Genomic DNA, 19,160 nt, shown 5'->3' with positions numbered 1-19,160 from the left:
AGCTTCCTTTTTCTGTCTACATTATAGCATGACTATAATGGACTTTCGACTATTTTTAATCAGCTTTCTAGCAGTTTTTAGGGAACACACGTTTGCCTTCTGTGCTACAATACAGGTAAAAGCTAACGGAAGTGATCTAAATGTTTTTTGATGATGAACCGCATGGCGTGTTCTTCTTAATCGATAACAAGTCCTTTTATGCTAGTTGCGAAGCCGTTGCCCGGGGCCTTAATCCCTTAAAAGTCCCGTTAGTGGTCCTTAGTGAAGCTGAAAATACCAATGGTGGGCTTATTTTAGCCACGTCACCCGAAGCTAAGCACTTATTTCATCTTAAAGCCAATGTCTCCCGTAAACGTGACTTACCCAATGACTCCAAGTTATGGGTCGTGCCACCGCGTATGAACCTTTATATTCAACGTAATTTGCAGATCAATCAGATCTTTCATCAATTTACCACTGAACAAGAGGTTTGGCCGTATTCGATTGATGAAAGCATTCTTGATATGACCCATACTTGGCGGCTGTTTGGCAATTCCGTTCGCGAAGTGGCGCGCTTGATTCAAAAGACAGTTCGGCAAAAACTAGGCTTGTATACCACCGTGGGGATTGGTGACAATCCGGTTCAAGCTAAATTAGCCTTAGACCTTTACGCTAAACATAATCATGAATTGATCGGTGAAATCCATTACGAAACGGTGCCGGATAAAATTTGGTCAATTACTGAATTAACGGACGTTTGGGGGATTGGCCCCCGTATGGCGAAACGTTTGAACCGGCTTCAAATTCACAATATGTATGAGCTAGCCCACACCAACCCTTATTTACTCAAACAACAACTTGGCATCATTGGTAGCCAATTATTTGCTACGGCCTGGGGAATTGATCGCGCGCAAGTTACGGAACCAACTAAGGTTAAAGAAGCTAGCCTGGGTAATTCGCAAGTATTGCCACGAGATTATTTTAACCAAGTCGAAATTGAAACCGTCATTAAAGAAATTGGGGAACAGGTGGCGGCGCGGCTTCGGCACCACCATAAACTGGCGGGGTGTCTATCGCTAAGCATTGGGTTTTCCTATGCCGCAGCCGAAGCAGATGGCCGCGGTGGCTTTCACCAAGCTTTAAAAATTGAACCAACTAACGACAATCAAGTTTTGACGCAACAGTTATTGTGGTTATTCCGTCAGAATTGGGACGGTCAAGCTGTCCGGAATATTGGTGTTTATAGCAGTAAACTAAGTGCCAACTCCGGCCAACAACTTAATTTATTTGAAACCCCGCGCAACCAAATTCGCCATAGCCGGTTAAACCAGGTGATTGATGAAATTCACCGGCAATTTGGGTTCACCAAACTAGTTTACGCGACCAGTTTATTAAAGGGAGGCACCGCTATCAAGCGGGCTTCACTAGTGGGCGGACATAATGGAGGCAATAGCTATGAATAGCGATATAGAGATTATTAAGGGGCGGTTAACCCTATTGTTTAAGCGGCGTCCCAAAACCCGCTATTGGTTAATGTTGACTAATGATACCTACGATCAGACCTATAATCTGTTTTTTAACAGTCAACGGGCTAATGAGCGCTTGCAATCCGTTCCCTTACATAAATTAGCTAACTATGATTTAGCTGATTTAGAAAATTTACTAAAAGCATTACGACAAGATATAAAACTAACAATCGAATTTGTTGGCTTTACTGGGGAACGTTGGCCGGCAAGTCAAAAGCTGATTCAACGAAAGCGGGTGCCACTTGAGTAACCAAGACTTTGATTTAGACACGGTTAAACATTTTTTTGAACATGATTACCATGACCGGGGCATGATGAAATGGCAGGGATTCTATTTATCCGACCATACTGCTGCTTTAAACCAACAGAAGCAGCAATTGAATGAAATATACGTTCCAAGACCGCAACAATCCTTAGCAACAATTACCGAGGTATTGGCGGACGCATATCAGCGTCAGCAACCAGTGACCATTCAATTAAAAACGGTTGACCAAAACAACCGTCATTGGCCAGATATCACCACCTTGATTCATGGTTACAATGCCAATGATATTGTGGTTGATGCTGATCGGTTTATCCCACTACCAGAAATTCGAAATGTTTCAACATAAAAGGACGGAACGGTTACTTAATAATTAACCTTCCGTTTTTTTGATGCTTGTCTATTTGGCTTTATTTGTATCCTAGCTATATTAAATTATGAAGCCTAAACGCTAATCTGTTCGCGTATAATAAACTAGTGAGTAATTTAAAGGTGGGGGAAGGAATGTTTTTATGTTGGAACTGTCATTTGAAAAAGAAGTTGTTAAAACCTTAACGACTGGAAGCAATCAATGGGTGGAACGCAAAGACCTGTATGGTGCGACCCCGGATCAATTATGGGCTAATTTTCGTGATAAATTAAATAACAATAACTATGCTAAATTGCAGGGATACCCCCTAACTGATACCGAATTTAATCAAGTTAAACGGGCGATTGAGGTCCGGACACCTTACGAAGCAGCTAAGTTACTAGCCGCCGAAAATGGCATTGGCAAAGTGGAAGTTGAACGTGATGATGCTAAGCTGGGCACGGTGACACTCGAGTTATTTTGGAAAGCGGACGTCGCTGGCGGTAAATCTAGTTATGAAGTGGTCCGACAAGCAGTGCGACCACGGTTAGCTGGTACTCAAGATGTCGATCCTGATCGCCGTTTTGACGTAACCCTATTGATTAATGGGTTACCCTTAATTCAATTGGAACTAAAAAAAGCCACGGTCGAACTTAACCAGGCTTTTAATCAAATTGAAAAATACGCACAGGAAGGTAAATATACGGGAATTTACTCGCTGTTGCAAATGTTTGTGATTATGACGCCGGATAGTACGGCGTATTTTGCGAATGCCGAACCGGATCATTTCAATAAAGCTTTTTTGTTTAATTGGCGGACGCGGGATAATCACCCCGTGGAAAACGGCTTAGCGTTCACGCGCCAAGTCCTTAATATTCCCATGGCCCACAAAATGGTCAGTGAATATACGGTCATCGACCAAGAACGTCAGAGCTTAATTCTCTTACGGCCTTATCAGATTTATGCGATTGAAGCCGTGATGCACCGGATTCATGACCATCAAGATGGCTTTGTTTGGCATACCACGGGTTCTGGTAAGACACTCACCTCATATAAAACCGCTAAATTAGCTGCGCAAGATCCCGGTGTCGATAAGGTCATCTTCTTAGTTGACCGGCGGGATTTAGACGAACAGACAACCAGCAACTTTAGTGCCTATGCCGCCAATGATGATATTGCCATTAACGAAGCCCAAAATACCGGTGATTTAATGCGTAAGTTGCAACAAAATGACGGTAAGGTCTTGGTCACCTCGATTCAAAAACTTCATCGGGCGGTCAAAAAAACGCAAGCCCAGCTGGCAACCGGTAAGCAATCCCGCTTTAGTAAAACTTTAAAGCAACGGGTGATCTTCTTTGTTGATGAAGCCCACCGGTCGCAGTTTGGTAAGATGCAAAAGGAAATTCGGGACGCGTTTGTCAATAGTAATTGGTATGGTTACACCGGCACCCCCATCTTTAATGAAAATAAAAAACAGCTCAAGGGTGATCTAGCGGTTACGACTGAGGAGCTATTTGGTAAAGTCTGTCACGTTTATAACTTACGAGACGCCTTAGAGGACCAAGCCGTGTTACCGTTTAACGTGGAACACGTAACGACGATTGGGAAAGACACGTTGATAACCCGGGCCCTCGAAAAAGAAACTCAGCGCGTCAAAGCGCGTCGTGATAAGCAAGGCCGCCTGCTGAGTACAGCTGATGAAGCAAAAATTCAAGCCAAGATTCAAGCGATGCCAGTCAAGGACTTGGAAGAAACGTATTTAACTCCGGCTGACTTTGAGACTGATGAACATATCCAACAAGTTGTTCAATATATTTTACAAAAAGGCCCACGTAAAACCAGCTTGGGGCATGGCAACTACAATGCGATTTTAACCACCAGCTCCATTGAAATGGCGCAACGCTATTATCAAGCCTTTAAAGCCGCGAAAAAGACTACTCACAATCAGCTAGATCCTGATTGGCCCCGAATTGCGATTACTTATTCATTAAGTGAAAACGAAGATCAGAGTGCGCACAAACATGACCAAATGGCCACCATTTTAAAGGATTATAATCAGCAGTATCACACTAATTTTGATTTAGCCGATTTGAATCTCTATAACGAAGATGTCGCAAAACGGGCTGCCCGGCGTGAGGCGGTCTTTGCTCATTTGCAACCCGATCAGGAAATTAATTTAGTGATTGTCGTACGCCGTTTATTAACAGGTTTTGATGCCCCTCGGCTAAACACGCTCTTTGTTGACCGCACCTTAGCTTATCAAGAACTTATTCAAGCCTACTCACGCACCAACCGGCTCCAAAACCGGGAATTAAAACAAGAAGGCCAAATTGTGACCTTTCGGGTGCCGGCAATCATGGAAGCGAATGAACGTGAAGCTTATAAGTTATATAGTGGCGAAGGCTCTTTTAATGTCATCATTCGTCCCACTTATCAGCAGGCTGTCTTAAAATTTCAAAAGGCTGTGGTCGATTTAAAAGCCATTGCTCAAACGCCGACGGCGGCCGATGACCTGAAAGGAACCACTGCCAAGGTACAGTTTGTGAAAGCCTTTCGCCAAGTGAATCAGCAATTGAATTCCTTATCGATGTACAACGATTTCACTTGGGAAAACAGTGAAAAGGCCTTTGGTATCGCTCAGCCCGAAGTAGAATCCTATACGGGTAAATATCTGCGGATTAAAGCGGCGGTTACTAACCAAGAGCCTGAGAAAATCCCCGAAGAATTAGCTGCCTTAGACTTTTCCCTAGCCGTTGGTTCAGTCGTCTTGGTGGATTATGATTATTTGACGCAATTAATTCAAGATTGGATTGATGAACAGCAACAGTACACGACGCCTGATCAAGCCCAAGCCCATATGACCGATTACCTGCAAAATAGTGCCAAAGTACAGGCTAGTTTGAATAAATTAGCGGAAACGCAACCGCAACAGGCCCAGTTAATTCGCGAAGCCATGCCTTATATTGAGCAACAAATGCAACAGTCTCAGCAACGGAGCACCCCAAATCAAGCGCCAGTAGCGTTGAATGCTCGGGAGTTGGTGGCTGATTACGCCCAGAAACAATTGGTCAAAAAAACGACGACCTTTGCCCATACGTGGGGCTTAGATCAAGCAGCCCTATTACGGGTGGCACGTGAACACACCGTGGGTACTGATGAATGGCATCATGAACAAGAATTAACGCAGTCAGCGAATTTAGCAGCGGCCTTACAAGCTCAAACTGCCACTGGGCCGAAGATTCCAGCTATTTTGCCACTATACCGGATTAAGTCCCAGGCCGCTTGGCGGCAGTTTATTGAACACGATTTAGCAATCTATCTACAAAAATAAGTGAGGTTAAACAATGTCAGCAAAAACAACTCAAGCTAGTCAACTTGAAAGCGCCCTATGGAATGCGGCCGATGTCTTACGCGGGAAAATGGACGCTTCTGAATATAAAAATTATTTATTGGGGTTAATTTTTTATCGATTTCTATCTGAGAAAACCTTAACGACCTTTAGTGATTGGGCAGGCGAAACCGAAAATGTCACCCGGAAATATGCTCAGTATATGGATCCGCAGTTTGAGTTGGAAGGCGTCTCAGTGCAGCCCAGTTTAGTTGAGTATTTGCAAAATACGCTCGGCTATTTAATTCAACCCCAGGCGTTGTACGCCACTCTGATTGGCAAGATTCAAGCCCATACTTTTGCGTTAGACGATTTATCTCAAGCACTTCATGATCTGGAACAGTCGACACAAAATCTGTCGTCAGCGCAAGACTTTTCGGGCTTGTTTGCCGATGTGGATTTAAGTAGTAATAAATTAGGCAGTTCTTTACAACAACGGAACCAAACCATTAGTGATACTATGTTAGCTTTGAATGCGATTGACCTCGTTCATCATCAAGGCGATGTCTTAGGTGACGCCTATGAATACTTAATTGCGCAATTTGCCAGTGATTCTGGTAAGAAGGCGGGGGAATTTTACACGCCGCGGCAGGTGTCCGACATTATTGCTCAGATTGTGACTTATCAGCGTAATGCGGGTGACCACCAAGTTCGAACTATTTATGATCCAGCAGTTGGGTCCGGTTCACTACTGTTGAATGTGGGACAGCACGTGAAAAATCCGGGTTTAGTGAGTTACCATGGTCAAGAATTGAACACCACGACCTATAACCTGGCCCGTATGAACCTAATGTTACATGGAGTCTCGTATGACGATATGCACTTACGCAATGGCGACACGTTAAGTAAAGATTGGCCGGTTGACGAACCTTACTTATTTGATGCGGTTGTTATGAACCCACCCTACTCGGCACACTGGGATAATAGTGACAAACGCTTGTCTGATCCTCGCTTCCGCGACTATGGCGTTTTACCGCCTAAATCTAAAGCCGACTTTGCCTTTCTGCTACACGGCTTTTATCATCTGCAGGAGCACGGAACTATGGGCATCGTCTTACCCCATGGCGTGCTATTTCGGGGGGCTAAGGAAGGCAAAATTCGCCAAAAGCTTCTAATGGATAACCGGATTGATGCCATTATTGGACTACCCGCCAATATTTTTCATTCCACTGGTATTCCGACATTGATCATGGTTTTAAAGAAACACAAGACCACTGACGACGTCTTATTTATTGATGCGTCCCGGGAATTTGAAAAGGACAAGAATCAAAATAAGCTAACAGTAGCCAATATTCAAAAAATTGTGACGACTTATCAAAACCGGCAAGATGTCGATAAATATGCCCACGTGGCCTCACCGGCGGAAATCAAGGAGAATGACTACAACTTAAATATTCCGCGTTATGTCGATACGTTTGAACCGGAACCCGAGATTGATCTGGGCCAAGTCAAAGCTGATCTAAAGCAACTAGACGAGAAAATCAGTCAAAATGAACAAGCCTTTAATGAATTAGCTAGCCAGTTAGTGGCCACCCAGGTGAATGAGCAGTCAAAGTCGGAGGCTCACAATGAAGGATAAACAAGCTAAATATCCGCAACTAAGATTTAAAGGTTTCACTGATCCTTGGGCACAACGTAAGTTGGGGGATCTTGGTGATATTCTTCGTAAAAGCATTGACCCGCAATTAACACCTAGCCGTGAATTTGTAGAATATAGTATGCCTTCTTACGACCGAGGAAAGCGCCCAAATCGAGTCCTTGGCGAATCAATGCAGAGTACACGACTTAAAATATCTGGCACGGTTTTGCTGATCAATAAACTGAATGTAAGACAACGACGTATATGGTTTGTGAAGAAAGCCCCCGAAAATGCAGTAGCGTCAGGTGAATTTGTTCCATTTCAGTCTTTTGAGATTGATCTTGGTTTTCTTCACCAGCTATTCTTATCAGACAAGACTACAAGTGAATTGCAGTCTATTTCGTCTGGCACTTCAAATAGCCAGAAGCGTGTGACGCCTTCTGATCTCTTACACTACCCAATTTGCATTCCGACAACTAAGGGAGAACAAGTCGTGGTCGGTCGTTTTCTTTCATCAATTGACAACACTATCACCCTTCATCAGCGTAAGTTAGCTAAGCTTAAGGAACTTAAACAGGGCTATTTGCAAAAAATGTTCCCCCAAAATGGTAGCAAGTTCCCGCAATTAAGATTTACAGGGTTTGCTGACGCTTGGGAACAGCGTAAGTTAACTGAAATTGTGAACCGAGTGAATAAATCTTCAAATTCTGATGTTTTACCTAAAGTTGAGTTTGAGGATATTGTCTCAGGAGAAGGTCGCTTAAACAAAGATATTTCATCAAAACTTGATAGTCGAAAAGGCACGTTGTTTGAATCTGAAAATATTTTGTATGGGAAACTTCGTCCGTATTTGAAAAATTGGTTATTCCCTGATTTTGAAGGCGTTGCATTGGGTGATTTCTGGGTTTTTGAAGCTACTGATGTTAGCGTTCCGTCCTTTGATTATTACCTAATTCAATCAGATGATTATCAAAAAGTTGCAAACAATACTTCAGGTACAAAGATGCCGCGTTCTGATTGGAAAAACATTTCTTCAACAGACTTTGCAATTCCAAGCAAGGATGAACAAAAACAAATCGGTGCCTTCTTCAAACAACTTGATGACACTATCACTCTTCATCAGCGTAAGCTTGAAAAACTCCAGGAACTAAAAAAAGGGTATCTACAAAAGATGTTTTGCTGAGCTTAATTTGATCAAATTTAGGATCCTATGAAACCCCATGACTTAATTTTTATTGTGCTTGGTCAACACTTAATTCACCTGTATAATGGATTACGCAGGAAGTTTTAAGGGCGGTGGCTGTCTTTTCCCTTGCGAGGTGAGGCCCATGGGAACATGGAATAATCTTCAGGAAGGTTTCACAGTCAATGAGCGTCTTCCAGACACTCTCGTTGATGTTGCTGTTTGGCACGTTTTTAATCGCGCTACTCAGCTATATCGACAAGCACCACAAATAAAAAAGCCGCCCCGATTATAACTTTGGCGAGTTACGGGACGACATTAATATAGTTTTGTAATTATGCCACCGCCTTTGAAGCGGCTTGCGTGGGAAGTCCTGTTTTCGGCGGGGCTTCCTTTTCTGTTTCCATTATAGCATGACCTTTAAAAACTGGCTAACGTTTTAGACTTTGATCAAGTTCGGATTCGGGTTGTTTGATCTCCGGATTCTGTTCAGCAAATGCTTGCAGCTGTTTTTGAGTTCGCTTACTGATTTTCTGGTGTACATCATTTAATTTATTTTTTAGTTCTGATTTCTGTTGTGGACTAGTTGCCTGTTGAATTTGTTGTTGCAAGCTTTGATAGGACTTATTCAGTGACTGGGCTGCTAGCATTTTTAAATCATGCTCAGGCTCTTTTTGGGCTTCTTGTAAGCCTAATTGTTTGGTTAACCCGTCGCTAAGCTCAATCACTTTGTTGCTAACTTGCTGGATTTCACTTAAAGCACTATGGATCACAGCTGTATCTTTAGCCCAGGTAGCCACATAACCGAGCGAATAGTTACTGGTATCAACGCCAATATTTTGCATGGCAACATATGCGACCGCTTCGGCCTGGGTTTCCTGATAGGCTCGTGGCCGATCTTTAAAGGCTGATTTTAAGCCGTGTAGCTGGCTATGCGCATATTCGTGGTATAACGTCTTTAGTTTCAAAGCATTGTCGGGCTCATCGCCACCAATGACGATTTCATTAGTGCTGGGTTGAAAATACCCCTTAGCCCCATTTAGCGTCGCTAAAGGCACTTCACTGACTTTAAGGTCGGTTTGCTGGTTTAAATAATCTTTGAACGCGTTATATAAACTTGTCACATTCTGATGATCGGCCAAATTTTCTTTGACAAAATCTTTAGCACTTAGGACTGGTTCGCCGCTTGTCTGTGATATGTCAAATACTGGAATATAGCGATAACCAACTATGGCTTTTTCTTCGGTCGTATCAAGCCTTTTCTGATCCTCTGGAGTTAGTTTTTTAATAATAGGGGCCGCAATCCTGATCCCTTTTTCTCCTTTATTTACTGATCGTTTAAAATCATTCTGCCATTTTTTAAAGCCTGCAACTTGGCTGGCACTTGGATTTTGAGAATAGATAAGGTCAATATTACGTTGGCTATACCGGTGAAACTTTGCTACGGTATCAAGATAACTTTTAAATTTTTCACTATCAGTTAGTTTTAAAATTTCTTTTTCGGCATTTTCGACAAGCTGCCTTTTCCATTTTTCAGTTTCAACTTTACTTGGCATGATTAACCCTCCTCGGCGTCTACAAACTCTACAGAATTATCAATTTGGGGTAACTTGATAGATTGTGTGCCGTAAAGTGCTAAATATTCAGCATTCTTTTTTTGCCACGCAACTTGAATATATTTGCCATTACCCGCAACTTCTGATAGGTACTTATAACTGCTTTTATCCGTCAAAATAGGTAATTCGCTTGCTAATGCTTCCAGTTCATTTTTCATGATATATCCTCCTTCTTTTACAATTACACTCGTTGGTTAGGTTCACTTTTTGGTTTTTGAAAAGTAAACCTAAATGACGAGTTCATCAACCGAAACAACGTGCAGGGCGGTAGGCAGGTTCTAATCAAAATCAAAACTTAATTTATGGCCGTCAAGCTTTAACTTGGCGTCAAACAACTTTCCTTTTTTGCTCTTGAAACCCTTTAATTTGCTCGTTTCCCCCTTGGTGACCAACGCTTTAATGGCGGTCTTCCCGAGGGTCTTACTGCTCCATTTCTTGGGCAGGGTAAAGTCTTCGCCTTACTTAGGCTTTACAATATAAAACTTCTGTTTATTTAAAACGGTCGCTTGCGGTGTTTCTAAGAAGACCTCGGCGGACTTTTGTGCTTGCTGTTGGTGATTGATTTGTTGCTTAATGGCTGAATTGCCGGTTAATTGTGTGGGGACATCAGCAATTAACTTCGCCACAAACTTCTTAATCTGGCTCAAAAAGTTATCTGGGGTGCGTTCTTCGGTACTGATTTGCTGTAATGCTTGCTCCCATTTAGCCGTCATTTCTGGGCTAGTTAGCAAGGGTTCGAGTTCAACCGCTTTACATAAAGTAATTCCGGCTTCACTGACGTGTAGCTTGTTCTTTTCAGTGACGAGATAGCCGCGTTTCTTTAACACTTCCAGCACATTGGCCCGGGTTGCACTTGTCCCAATGCCTTGCACATCTTTAAGAATCGCTTGGGCTTCTTCATCATCAAGCGTTTTGCCGGCGGTCTTCATGGCCGTAATCAGGGTACCTTCGGTAAAGGGTACCGGTGGTGTCGTTTCTTTTTGCGGTGTTTGCAGATTTGCTTGGACTTGATCGCCTTGGTGAACGAGCGGTAAAGTTGCTGCTGCTTGCTGGTCGGCTGTGTGATCATCAAATAATGCTTGCCAACCTTGCTTCGTTGGGACCTTACCCGTTGCTTTAAAATTGGCGCCACCAACTTGGGTGATAATGGTGGTTTCCTCGTACTCATACGGATCAGCAAACATCGCTAACGTCGTTCTTAAAACCAAGTCATAGACCTGTTGCTGTAATTTAGGTAAGGCCGCTAATTGATTTTTCGTCGGCACAACTTTAGTCATGATAATAGCGTAGTGTTCTTCAACCTTTTTCCCATTGACGTAACGTTTATTCGGGGTGGTATTGGTTAAAGCGACTTGCTTAGAGACTAACCCCAGATACTTCGTCAGATTAGCCACTAAATACTCAAATTCTTCATCAGTGATATAAGCACAATCGGTTCGGGGATAGCTAAGGAACTTGGCTTCGTACAAACTCTGAATGGCCGCTAAGGTTTGGCTGGCACTGGCATGATACCGTTTATTCATCGCACTTTGCAGACTGGATAGCGAGAATAGTTGGGGACTAGCACGCTTTTTACCTTGTTTTTGGACGTTCTTGATTAAACCGTCCTGTGAGCCTTTCTGAACGTGTTTAGCTTGCATGAATGTCATTAGCCCTACTTCGTCTTTAAACCGCTGATAGGGGTCTAATTTCGCGGCGAATTTTTGCTGATTGGCTAAAATTTCCGCATTTAGTTCAAAATAGGGTTCCGGCTTAAAGTTTTTGATTGCCTGGTCTCTTCGATAAACCATATACAAGGTTGGCGTCTGCACGCGACCAATTGAGTACACCCCGCGCACCCCTTTTTGTCTTAACAACAAAGTATATAAAGGACTGCCATTCATACCAATTAACCAGTCACTAATTTGACGGGTTTGGGCTTCTTTATAAGCCAAATAGTCTTTGTGCCAATCACCAAGATTTTTAAAGCCGGTAATAATCGCGTCTTTTTCTAGGCTATTCAACCAAAGGCGCTTAATCGTTTTCGACTTAACATCAATATGCGCTTGGTTCATGATCGACCACGCAATATTAGAGCCTTCCCGACCACTATCGGTGGCAACAATAATGGTATCGGCCTTCGTTAACAGGTCTTTGACGACCTTGAATTGATCTTTTTTACTAGCTGATACCACAAACTTGTATTTATCGGGGAAAATCGGTAAATTAGATAAGGCCCATTGCTGATATTTCTGATCATATTTATCCGGTGTGGCTAGTTCAACTAAATGTCCGAGACCATACGTGACAAGCGTATTTTCGGGCAAAACAGGGTCGCTAACCGTATAGTAACCCTGTTTTTTTGTGCTCTTTTGAAAGGCTTGGACGTATGAACGGGCTTGACTGGGTTTTTCAGCTAAGATAACAGTGGTCATGTTCGTTCACTCCTTATGATTCAGCTTTTGTTCTAATTCTGTTTTGCCTTGTTCAGCCGCTTTTAACCAGGTTTAACGGTGCATTTTTTATTCCGATTACAAGTGCATGCCCCCATCTTCATGCCGATTTCGAGTTTGGTGTTGCCGTTGCTTTTTCGCCATTTCCCACTCAGTCTCTTTTAAACCTTGCGCCTGTCTTTGTCGTTGGTAATCTTCATCACGAGCATATAGAACAGTCATGATCGCGTCACTAAAGGCCGTCTTTAAGTAGTAGTTTGGACTAACTGGCTTATAATTTAACGGTTGATAATGTGCCAGCTGGGATTTTCGATATTGATCGTCCTTAGCTTGTTGCTCTTTTAACTGTTTTTGGATTTTCTCAATCTGACTGTTCTTAATCGTTGGATCGACTTTACATTCACCCAAAAAGAGTTGTTTAGTGCCGTCATGCTTTAAAACCCGTTGTAAGTGATGATTCTCTAACTGATCTAAGCTAAGCTGTCCCGATAAATAAGCTAACCCTAATTGATGTTCTTGGGTACTGAAAACCCTCGGTGGGTTTTCTTGCCATTGTGCCATTGTTTCGACTTTTAATGGCTTTAAAGTTGGATCATAGTACATCACGGCTGTATAGGCCTGTTCTTGTCTAACTAGTGAAAGATCATCTAAATCACCATTAGGAAAGGCTCTTTTCAATACTTCATGGTATTGCGTTTGAATGACTTGCTTAACTGCTATGATTGTCCGTAGGTCTTTGACTGCTCTCGTAATCGTTTGCTGTTCTGCTGGTGAATACTTTTCTAGTAGGCCTTTATCGACGTGTTCTAGGCTTTCTAAGCTATCAGAGTGGATCATTAGCGTATATTTCAGATCGATTTTGGCCTCTTTTTCTTGTTGCATTAATAACTTAAAACCAACGTATGGCCGCTTGGTAAAGGTCAATAATTGCTGGGTCAATAAATCATCACGAATATTCATTAAACGTTCGTTTAATTCACTGCCTTTGAAAACTGTTTGCTCGCTTTCGGTTTCCTTAATTAATTCTCGTCTTTCAGCTTGTGTGGTCTGTTCAAAATTAAGCTCGGGATAAAGTTTTTTCGTAGTACGATCGACCACTTTATTTAAGAGTTCATCTGCCTTTTTTAATGAGCTTTCTTGTTGGTTAATTGTCAATAATTGTTTAGTCACATCTTCACCAACCGCATGTTTAATTAAGGTGCTGTTTTTCCAATTAAATAGCATGCGCCGCTTATCATCTAAGTTCTCCAAACTGATATAAGTTTTCAGTTCATGGCTTAACTCTTTAACTACCCGTTTTTCATTAAACGAGAAGTGTTTACTTAGGCTATCTAAATGACCTCTATTGATTACTTTTTCTTGGTTATTTTTATAACTGGCTTTGGCCTTGCGATAGTCCTTAACTTGTTGGTTAAATTCTTTTCTTTCATGCCGCTTACTATTGATTCCCTCATGTTGCATTGGGGTATCATCTATTCCCTGCTCGATAAATGATTTTTCGCTGATCCGATCGGGAATATTTTTTTGCTCTAAAACTTGATTTACACTAACCGCCCAATTGTGCCGCCATTCAGTTATTTTTTCTTTTTTATCCCAATCAACTAGCCACACCTTTCTTGATCTTGGAAAACGACTATTTCCTGTATAAGTCTTGTTCCCATTTTCATCTAATATATTTTCTCTTTTACTTTTCAATCCCCATGTTCCGTCTGGATTAAATGGACGATTAGTTAGCATAACATGAGCGTGCGGATTATCTGGGTGATCTCTATGAATTGCTACGTCGGCAACCATACCCTCATCAACAAAATTTTCTTGTACATATTTTTTCAATAATTCTTTCTGTTCATCTTCACTTAATTCAACTGGTAAAGCTACGTTAAACTCTTTGGCATATCGTGAGTTTGATTTACGATCTTTCTTTTCAACTTCATTCCACAACTTCTCCCGATCACTCGCCCATTTTGGTGCATTCTTTGGTGTCAAAATAAAGCTTTCTGGCATAACCGAACGCTCATAAAAATAGCTTCGACCTTCTTTTTGATCGAATAACTTTTCACCACTTCTATAACTTGCTCCAGCAATTGCGCTTCTTCCTTTTCCAGCACTAATATTACTAAAGCTCATGTGAAAAATTGCCATGTCGGTCACCACCTTTCTTTGGGTTTATGGGTTTGCTTTTGTTGTCGCCAACGGCGACTTCTGATACAAGGGTCTAGCACAATAACACAACCAACTTTAGTTGTTGTGTGTAAGTGCGCATTGACCTCGTTTCACTCTGTCTGCTGATTCTCCTGAATTTACTTTTAGTGTATGCCTTCCGCTTCGCTATTTCAACTCTTATACTTTGACTTAGCGTTTCCCTTATGATATAGTGTCGGTGATTATTTTAAGATGATTGGAGGGATAATTGTGACTCAAAGTAACTTAGAAAAACAAGAAGCTAAATTAAAACAGCTTAATCAAAAGATTAAAGCTGAAAAAAGCAAAATTGAACAAAGCCTTGGTAAGGAAATCATTAAATCATCTAATTTGAATTATGCAACACTGACCACTCCACAAATTAAAATGATTGCTAAAAAAATTGCCGCCTTTTTAAATCAAGATCAAAATAACCAATAATAGTTAGGTGGTAATGACTATGCCTAATCAATATGAAAAACTAGTTGAACAACAAGCGCGTTTAAAACAAAAAATTGAGCGGGAAGATTTTAAATTACGGCAATCTAAATATTATGAAAGTCGGCAAGCCCGCAAAGCCCGTTCTCGCCGATTAATTCAAAAAGGGGCTTTATTAGAAAAGTACTTCCAAGCTAATAACCTCTCGGTCGAACAAACCGAAGAACTTTTAAAAATATTTGCTGACTATGTTAACGCCCATAAACCGGATAAATTAAAAAACGATCAACCTAATAACTAGGCCGATCGTTTTTATTTTCTGGATCATTTTTAGGCTTTACTTCTGGGTTTTGATCTGCAAAATTTTGTAACTGCTTTTGCACCTTTTCTGGATAAGTAATATTTTGGTTTATCCAAGGAAAATGCCTCAAATCGTTTTTAAAAACTTGTCCCTTCTCTCTTGCATAAACAGAGGTAAACTTTTCGCTATTATCATAGATCATGACCTTATCAGATTTAAAGGCCACTAATGGCAAATTATGTTTGGATTGCTAATAACGTTTCTTGATCGTTACTACTGGAACACCGTGGCCACCTTTTTGTACCCGTTCGTTGACCCTTTGGATAGCTAAATTTTCATCTCGCAAAGCAACATATAATAAAGTCACTTCAAAGCCATTTTTGTGAGCTTTGTCAATCAAATTGAGTTGAGCTTTGCCTCTACCTGCCAGTGTTGTTTCTACGTGAATACTCTGCTGGTGATCTAAAGCATAGTGTAGTTGTTTGATTTCTTCTTTCATGGCTTTTAAGTTGTCACTATCTTTATGCCAATCGCCACCCATTTGTCTTAAAAGTTCATCAGCGTTAATCCGTTTTGTTTTGTCAAACAAGATGGGAAATGTATCGTATAGCGTACTTTTTCCTGCTCCGTTAACACCAGCAACAATTATATATTGGGGTTTATCTATCAACGGACAAAGTCCTTTCGCTTAATAACCTCATCTTGCCTTTTATCTAAAAAGTAGGTATACAAAGCGTCATATACTTTGCGCTTTTCTGGATCTGGCTCATGTAATGACTTATCAAGTAAATCTTTTAAATCAGTTTCTTTGGCAATTTCAAAAAAGTCATTAATTGTGATTGTATCTTTCATGTTCATCACACTTCCAAGTTATTAATTTATTTAATCTGATAAGCCATTAGTCCTCATCTGGATCATTGAGCCAATCAGCGACTTCTTTAGCGCCTTTGAACTCTGTTACTGGTGTCTCTTTGGTAGCCTTTAAAAGGCTTAAATTAGCTCTTTCGGCTTCGCTCAGGGCTGGTTTAAACGGTAATGCTGCGTCAGCTACGATCCGCTTATAAAACATATTGATCGCGGTAGTTGGGTTTAGACCTAACTGGCTTAAAACGGCTTCGGTATTATCTGCCAATTCTTTGTCAATCTGGACTTGTACGCGTTTCTTTTCCTTAACTGCCATGATTTTCTCGCCCCCCTTTATTACTACTCACATTATACTAATCTTTGAGTACCATCTCAATTAGCCTGCTTCTTTAAAAGTTGTGAATTTAAGTTTGCTGTCCTTTCCGCAATGGCACTTATACAACGTTCCTAAAATGCCCGTACGCGCATTTTAAAACTCGTTTAATATAATTATGCTCTATCTGTTTAAAACGGCTTAGATGAGCTTAGATACCGTTTAATTCCAAGAGCGCTCATTGTCAGTGTTCTGTTCTTCGGGGTGTTTGGCCGCATATTCTCTAGCCGCTTGTTTATTCCACCAAACCCCAAATAGGTTTTGCATGGTACCGTACAAGTAGTTTTCAACGTTCTTAATGTGCTTCTCATTGCTTCTAAGAGCGTTAAAGTAGCGTCTCAAGGCTTTGGTCATTAAAGGCTTCAGCTCCTCATCATAAAGTGGGATTAGGACCCCAATATCCTGATGATCCTTCTCAACTCGGTACTTAGCATTTAAGATAATGCCAATGAAGCGCCGCATTTGTTGTGGGGTTCGGCACCAAAAGCTAAGTAGTTGAACAGCTTCGGGTTCTAAGAAAACTGGTAAGCCACTGTCTTCATCAGTTAAGAAGTCATTAGCATGGTTCACCAAATCCTTGTTTTGCTTTTCTAGTTCTGCTGGTGAGAATTGGGCTGTGGAAAAGTCCAACTTTTGAGTATCTATATTATATCTATTAGTATCTAAATTATTAGTATAGTCTAGATCTTGTCTCTTTTTGAGAAGTCCGCTTGTGCCAAGGGATTCAGGCGTATCAGAAACGGTATCATGCGGGTTTCTCTTTTTGAGAAGTCCGCTTGTACCAAGGGGTTCAATGGTATCATGCGGGTTTCTCTTTTTGAGAAGTCCGCTTGTACCAAGGGGTTCAGGCGATTTTATTGGCTCTCGCTTAATATAAACGTCTTTTGCTGTTACTTCCAAATCTGCCAAATATAATCTATTTGGTTCGTTTTTGCCTGATTTTGGATTAAAACCCATATGTTTTTGATACAAAAGGTTTGCGTCCATTAATTCGTGTTTAATCTTATTGATTTTATTATTTGACCAGTTTCGTAAATCTTTTAGTTCATTGTTTGTGTATATGAAATATACGTTGTTATTTTCGTCAACCCAATTATTGCTTAGTGAGTAACTTAGACGATCGCGTAACACCGAATAAAGTAAAATGGCACTATCGCTAAGATCCTTATATTTTTCTCCTTGGAGTAAGATCTGCGGCAAAGCGTAGAACTTTACTTCATAGGCTCTTTTAGCATTTGTAAAGTTAAAGTTTGATTGATCCATAATAAAAGCTCCCTTTCTTAACTGACACAGGCCGTCTTAAAAGAGAGTTGCTAAAACATCTGACTTGTTTTAAAATACAAATCTGATATGCTTTAACTGAATTACAAAGCGAACATTGGACGTGATCGGCTTTGTAAATTCACCGGCATGTGTCTATTCTGGGTTGCCTATACGGCAACTTTTTTTAATTTCTAACAACAAAAATGGACTAAATAGCATTGGTTAGCTACTTAGTCCATTGGATTTAATTTGTTTTTAACTATCCTTCACTTGTCCCATAGGACTGGTTTGCGGTATAATTAACCTACAAATTAAGAACAATGTTCAGACGATTTTAACTTGGCGGTCTAAATTGTCTGAATCTAAGTAGCTCTCTATTAGCTACTTGCTAAACCTAAAATCCTCGATTCCTCGTGAATCGGGGATTTTTCTGTTTAGCTTGATCTCTTTATTTGGTTGTTAAATTAATCTTAGTCTAGCATAGCGCTTACTTACAGGCAACCGTATTTGGTTCAGTGCACTTTACTAGCTTTTACCTAAGCACAAATTAATCAAACAAATAAATTGTGTGTTTACTTGTTTGATTAATTATTTATTTAATTACTAAATTGCATCTATGATTGAAGCTAAGAATTCTGAACGATTTTTAAATCCGTTTTTTCGGGCAGCCGTATCCATTTTTTTTAGTTGGCTTTCAGTAATTGAGAAGGTAACTGATCGCTTACGCTCTACTTCCTTTCGGCTGATATTTTTCAAAAATGCGACTGCATCTTTCTTGTTGTCTTTCAATGTAGTTTCGTAACTTTCTCTCATTTCTTCGTCTTTTTTATGATTGAATGAATCTAAACTCATAATCTAACTCTCCTTACTTGGTTTTATTTGCTAATTCTTGAAAAAGATGATCGGCGTGTTCTATGAACTTTTGATTTTGCTTTAAAATGGATTCATCATGATTGGCTAATTCAAATATTGAAGCGTGCCTTGCAGTAGCTTTATTAAAGAGCTCTCTTTCAGGAATTATAGTTGCGACTGTTTCATCGCCTTCTATGTGTTTTAGCAAATCGCGAGACATGCTTGTATTATGTCTAATCATATTACCGATAAAGAAAAGCTTTGCGTCAACGTAAGTTTCGCCAGTTCGATAATCAAAAAGTGATTTTCTGAATTTTTCGAGTCGTGTTTCTAGGTCAAACTTGGCATTGTAGCCATGTTCACTGGGTGTAATGGGACTAAGCAGGTAATTACTGATAGCAATAGCGTTTTTAGTGATGGTGCTAAAATCTGGGTGCGTATCAATTAAGATATAGTCATAGTCGGTTAAGCTTAATGAATCGGAGTTGTTTTTAAACCACATGAACAACATCATTTCTTTGTTACTGTTATTTTCTAGATAACTTCCTAAAACATCTAGGTCTATAAAACCGGC

17 protein-coding genes and 2 pseudogenes are annotated in these 19,160 nt (G+C 40.7%); 9 read left to right on the top strand and 10 right to left on the bottom strand.

Features of this window, described 5'->3' with window-relative positions:
- Window positions 1-140: 140 nt before the first annotated feature.
- From HC026_RS10420 to HC026_RS12995, 7 genes are all read left to right on the top strand, one after another.
- On the top strand, window positions 141-1,442 hold the full coding sequence (locus HC026_RS10420) for a Y-family DNA polymerase (RefSeq protein ID WP_168925877.1): 1,302 nt from the start codon (window positions 141-143) through the stop codon (window positions 1,440-1,442).
- A complete protein-coding gene (locus HC026_RS10415; RefSeq protein WP_085013056.1) occupies window positions 1,435-1,755 on the top strand; it encodes an acetyl-CoA carboxylase in 321 nt (106 codons plus the stop codon). Before HC026_RS10420 ends, HC026_RS10415 begins: the two co-directional genes overlap by 8 nt.
- On the top strand, window positions 1,748-2,116 hold the full coding sequence (locus tag HC026_RS10410) for a hypothetical protein (RefSeq protein ID WP_168925876.1): 369 nt from the start codon (window positions 1,748-1,750) through the stop codon (window positions 2,114-2,116). Before HC026_RS10415 ends, HC026_RS10410 begins: the two co-directional genes overlap by 8 nt.
- Before the next feature lie 163 nt (window positions 2,117-2,279).
- Window positions 2,280-5,447 (top strand): type I restriction endonuclease subunit R, encoded by a 3,168-nt coding sequence (locus HC026_RS10405; protein WP_168925875.1) that lies wholly within the window; start codon window positions 2,280-2,282, stop codon window positions 5,445-5,447.
- A gap of 13 nt (window positions 5,448-5,460) precedes the next feature.
- On the top strand, window positions 5,461-7,083 hold the full coding sequence (locus tag HC026_RS10400) for a type I restriction-modification system subunit M (RefSeq protein WP_168925874.1): 1,623 nt from the start codon (window positions 5,461-5,463) through the stop codon (window positions 7,081-7,083).
- Window positions 7,073-8,266 carry a restriction endonuclease subunit S gene (locus HC026_RS10395; RefSeq protein WP_168925873.1) on the top strand — a complete coding sequence of 398 codons (1,194 nt, stop codon included), beginning with the start codon at window positions 7,073-7,075 and terminating at the stop codon, window positions 8,264-8,266. Before HC026_RS10400 ends, HC026_RS10395 begins: the two co-directional genes overlap by 11 nt.
- A gap of 185 nt (window positions 8,267-8,451) precedes the next feature.
- Window positions 8,452-8,541 (top strand): putative holin-like toxin, encoded by a 90-nt coding sequence (locus HC026_RS12995; RefSeq protein WP_021353390.1) that lies wholly within the window; start codon window positions 8,452-8,454, stop codon window positions 8,539-8,541.
- A 156-nt stretch (window positions 8,542-8,697) separates the two neighbouring features.
- On the opposite strand, the gene HC026_RS10385 is transcribed toward HC026_RS12995, so the two are convergent.
- From HC026_RS10385 to mobQ, 4 genes and pseudogenes are all read right to left on the bottom strand, one after another.
- On the bottom strand, window positions 8,698-9,822 hold the full coding sequence (locus HC026_RS10385; RefSeq protein ID WP_168925872.1) for an ArdC-like ssDNA-binding domain-containing protein: 1,125 nt from the start codon (window positions 9,820-9,822) through the stop codon (window positions 8,698-8,700).
- Window positions 9,823-9,824: 2 nt separating this feature from the next.
- Complete coding sequence (locus tag HC026_RS10380; protein WP_003713050.1) at window positions 9,825-10,040, bottom strand: hypothetical protein; 216 nt, start codon at window positions 10,038-10,040, stop codon at window positions 9,825-9,827.
- A gap of 120 nt (window positions 10,041-10,160) precedes the next feature.
- A pseudogene (topB, locus tag HC026_RS10375) lies at window positions 10,161-12,296 on the bottom strand (DNA topoisomerase III).
- Window positions 12,297-12,392: 96 nt separating this feature from the next.
- Entirely contained in the window at window positions 12,393-14,456 is a 2,064-nt protein-coding gene (mobQ, locus tag HC026_RS10370) for a MobQ family relaxase (RefSeq protein WP_168925871.1), read from the bottom strand.
- A gap of 252 nt (window positions 14,457-14,708) precedes the next feature.
- Between mobQ and HC026_RS10365 the strand changes: the two genes are divergently transcribed.
- Together HC026_RS10365 and HC026_RS10360 are read left to right on the top strand one after the other, a co-directional pair.
- Window positions 14,709-14,936, top strand: a complete 228-nt coding sequence (locus tag HC026_RS10365) for a hypothetical protein (RefSeq protein WP_159271159.1) — start codon at window positions 14,709-14,711, stop codon at window positions 14,934-14,936.
- Between the two features lie 19 nt (window positions 14,937-14,955).
- Entirely contained in the window at window positions 14,956-15,234 is a 279-nt protein-coding gene (locus tag HC026_RS10360) for a hypothetical protein (protein ID WP_168925870.1), read from the top strand.
- Here HC026_RS10360 and HC026_RS10355 read toward each other — a convergent pair.
- The 6 genes and pseudogenes from HC026_RS10355 to HC026_RS10330 all read right to left on the bottom strand — a co-directional run.
- Window positions 15,224-15,904 (bottom strand): annotated as a pseudogene (locus HC026_RS10355) (zeta toxin family protein). The gene HC026_RS10360 and the pseudogene HC026_RS10355 overlap by 11 nt on opposite strands.
- Window positions 15,901-16,086, bottom strand: a complete 186-nt coding sequence (locus tag HC026_RS10350) for a hypothetical protein (protein ID WP_010620892.1) — start codon at window positions 16,084-16,086, stop codon at window positions 15,901-15,903. Before HC026_RS10350 ends, HC026_RS10355 begins: the two are co-directional and overlap by 4 nt.
- Window positions 16,087-16,132: 46 nt before the next feature.
- Entirely contained in the window at window positions 16,133-16,414 is a 282-nt protein-coding gene (locus HC026_RS10345; RefSeq protein WP_168925869.1) for a type II toxin-antitoxin system RelB/DinJ family antitoxin, read from the bottom strand.
- A 219-nt stretch (window positions 16,415-16,633) separates the two neighbouring features.
- Window positions 16,634-17,734 carry a replication initiator protein A gene (locus HC026_RS10340; RefSeq protein WP_168925868.1) on the bottom strand — a complete coding sequence of 367 codons (1,101 nt, stop codon included), beginning with the start codon at window positions 17,732-17,734 and terminating at the stop codon, window positions 16,634-16,636.
- A gap of 603 nt (window positions 17,735-18,337) precedes the next feature.
- Window positions 18,338-18,586 (bottom strand): ribbon-helix-helix domain-containing protein, encoded by a 249-nt coding sequence (locus tag HC026_RS10335; RefSeq protein WP_002825834.1) that lies wholly within the window; start codon window positions 18,584-18,586, stop codon window positions 18,338-18,340.
- A gap of 13 nt (window positions 18,587-18,599) precedes the next feature.
- Window positions 18,600-19,160 (bottom strand): ParA family protein (locus HC026_RS10330; protein WP_168925867.1); only part of this gene is annotated, 561 nt, incomplete at its 5' end.

Origin of the sequence: Secundilactobacillus angelensis (assembly GCF_012641075.1) — a bacterium.
In the GTDB taxonomy this organism is placed as follows: domain Bacteria; phylum Bacillota; class Bacilli; order Lactobacillales; family Lactobacillaceae; genus Secundilactobacillus; species Secundilactobacillus angelensis.
The sequence above is the reverse complement of the archived record's forward strand: the minus strand, read 5'-3'. Positions and strand labels throughout refer to the sequence as shown.

Bases quoted from the DNA above. Each gene is read 5' to 3' on its own strand.
- HC026_RS12995 (WP_021353390.1), top strand. From the start codon at position 8,452: ATGAGCGTCTTCCAGACACTCTCGTTGATGTTGCTGTTTGGCACGTTT.
- HC026_RS10335 (WP_002825834.1), bottom strand. From the start codon at position 18,586: ATGAGTTTAGATTCATTCAATCATAAAAAAGACGAAGAAATGAGAGAA.
- HC026_RS10385 (WP_168925872.1), bottom strand. From the start codon at position 9,822: ATGCCAAGTAAAGTTGAAACTGAAAAATGGAAAAGGCAGCTTGTCGAA.
- HC026_RS10350 (WP_010620892.1), bottom strand. From the start codon at position 16,086: ATGAAAGATACAATCACAATTAATGACTTTTTTGAAATTGCCAAAGAA.
- HC026_RS10400 (WP_168925874.1), top strand. From the start codon at position 5,461: ATGTCAGCAAAAACAACTCAAGCTAGTCAACTTGAAAGCGCCCTATGG.
- mobQ (WP_168925871.1), bottom strand. From the start codon at position 14,456: ATGGCAATTTTTCACATGAGCTTTAGTAATATTAGTGCTGGAAAAGGA.
- HC026_RS10360 (WP_168925870.1), top strand. From the start codon at position 14,956: ATGCCTAATCAATATGAAAAACTAGTTGAACAACAAGCGCGTTTAAAA.
- HC026_RS10395 (WP_168925873.1), top strand. From the start codon at position 7,073: ATGAAGGATAAACAAGCTAAATATCCGCAACTAAGATTTAAAGGTTTC.
- HC026_RS10365 (WP_159271159.1), top strand. From the start codon at position 14,709: ATGATTGGAGGGATAATTGTGACTCAAAGTAACTTAGAAAAACAAGAA.
- HC026_RS10420 (WP_168925877.1), top strand. From the start codon at position 141: ATGTTTTTTGATGATGAACCGCATGGCGTGTTCTTCTTAATCGATAAC.
- HC026_RS10380 (WP_003713050.1), bottom strand. From the start codon at position 10,040: ATGAAAAATGAACTGGAAGCATTAGCAAGCGAATTACCTATTTTGACG.
- HC026_RS10345 (WP_168925869.1), bottom strand. From the start codon at position 16,414: ATGGCAGTTAAGGAAAAGAAACGCGTACAAGTCCAGATTGACAAAGAA.
- HC026_RS10415 (WP_085013056.1), top strand. From the start codon at position 1,435: ATGAATAGCGATATAGAGATTATTAAGGGGCGGTTAACCCTATTGTTT.
- HC026_RS10405 (WP_168925875.1), top strand. From the start codon at position 2,280: ATGTTGGAACTGTCATTTGAAAAAGAAGTTGTTAAAACCTTAACGACT.
- HC026_RS10340 (WP_168925868.1), bottom strand. From the start codon at position 17,734: ATGGATCAATCAAACTTTAACTTTACAAATGCTAAAAGAGCCTATGAA.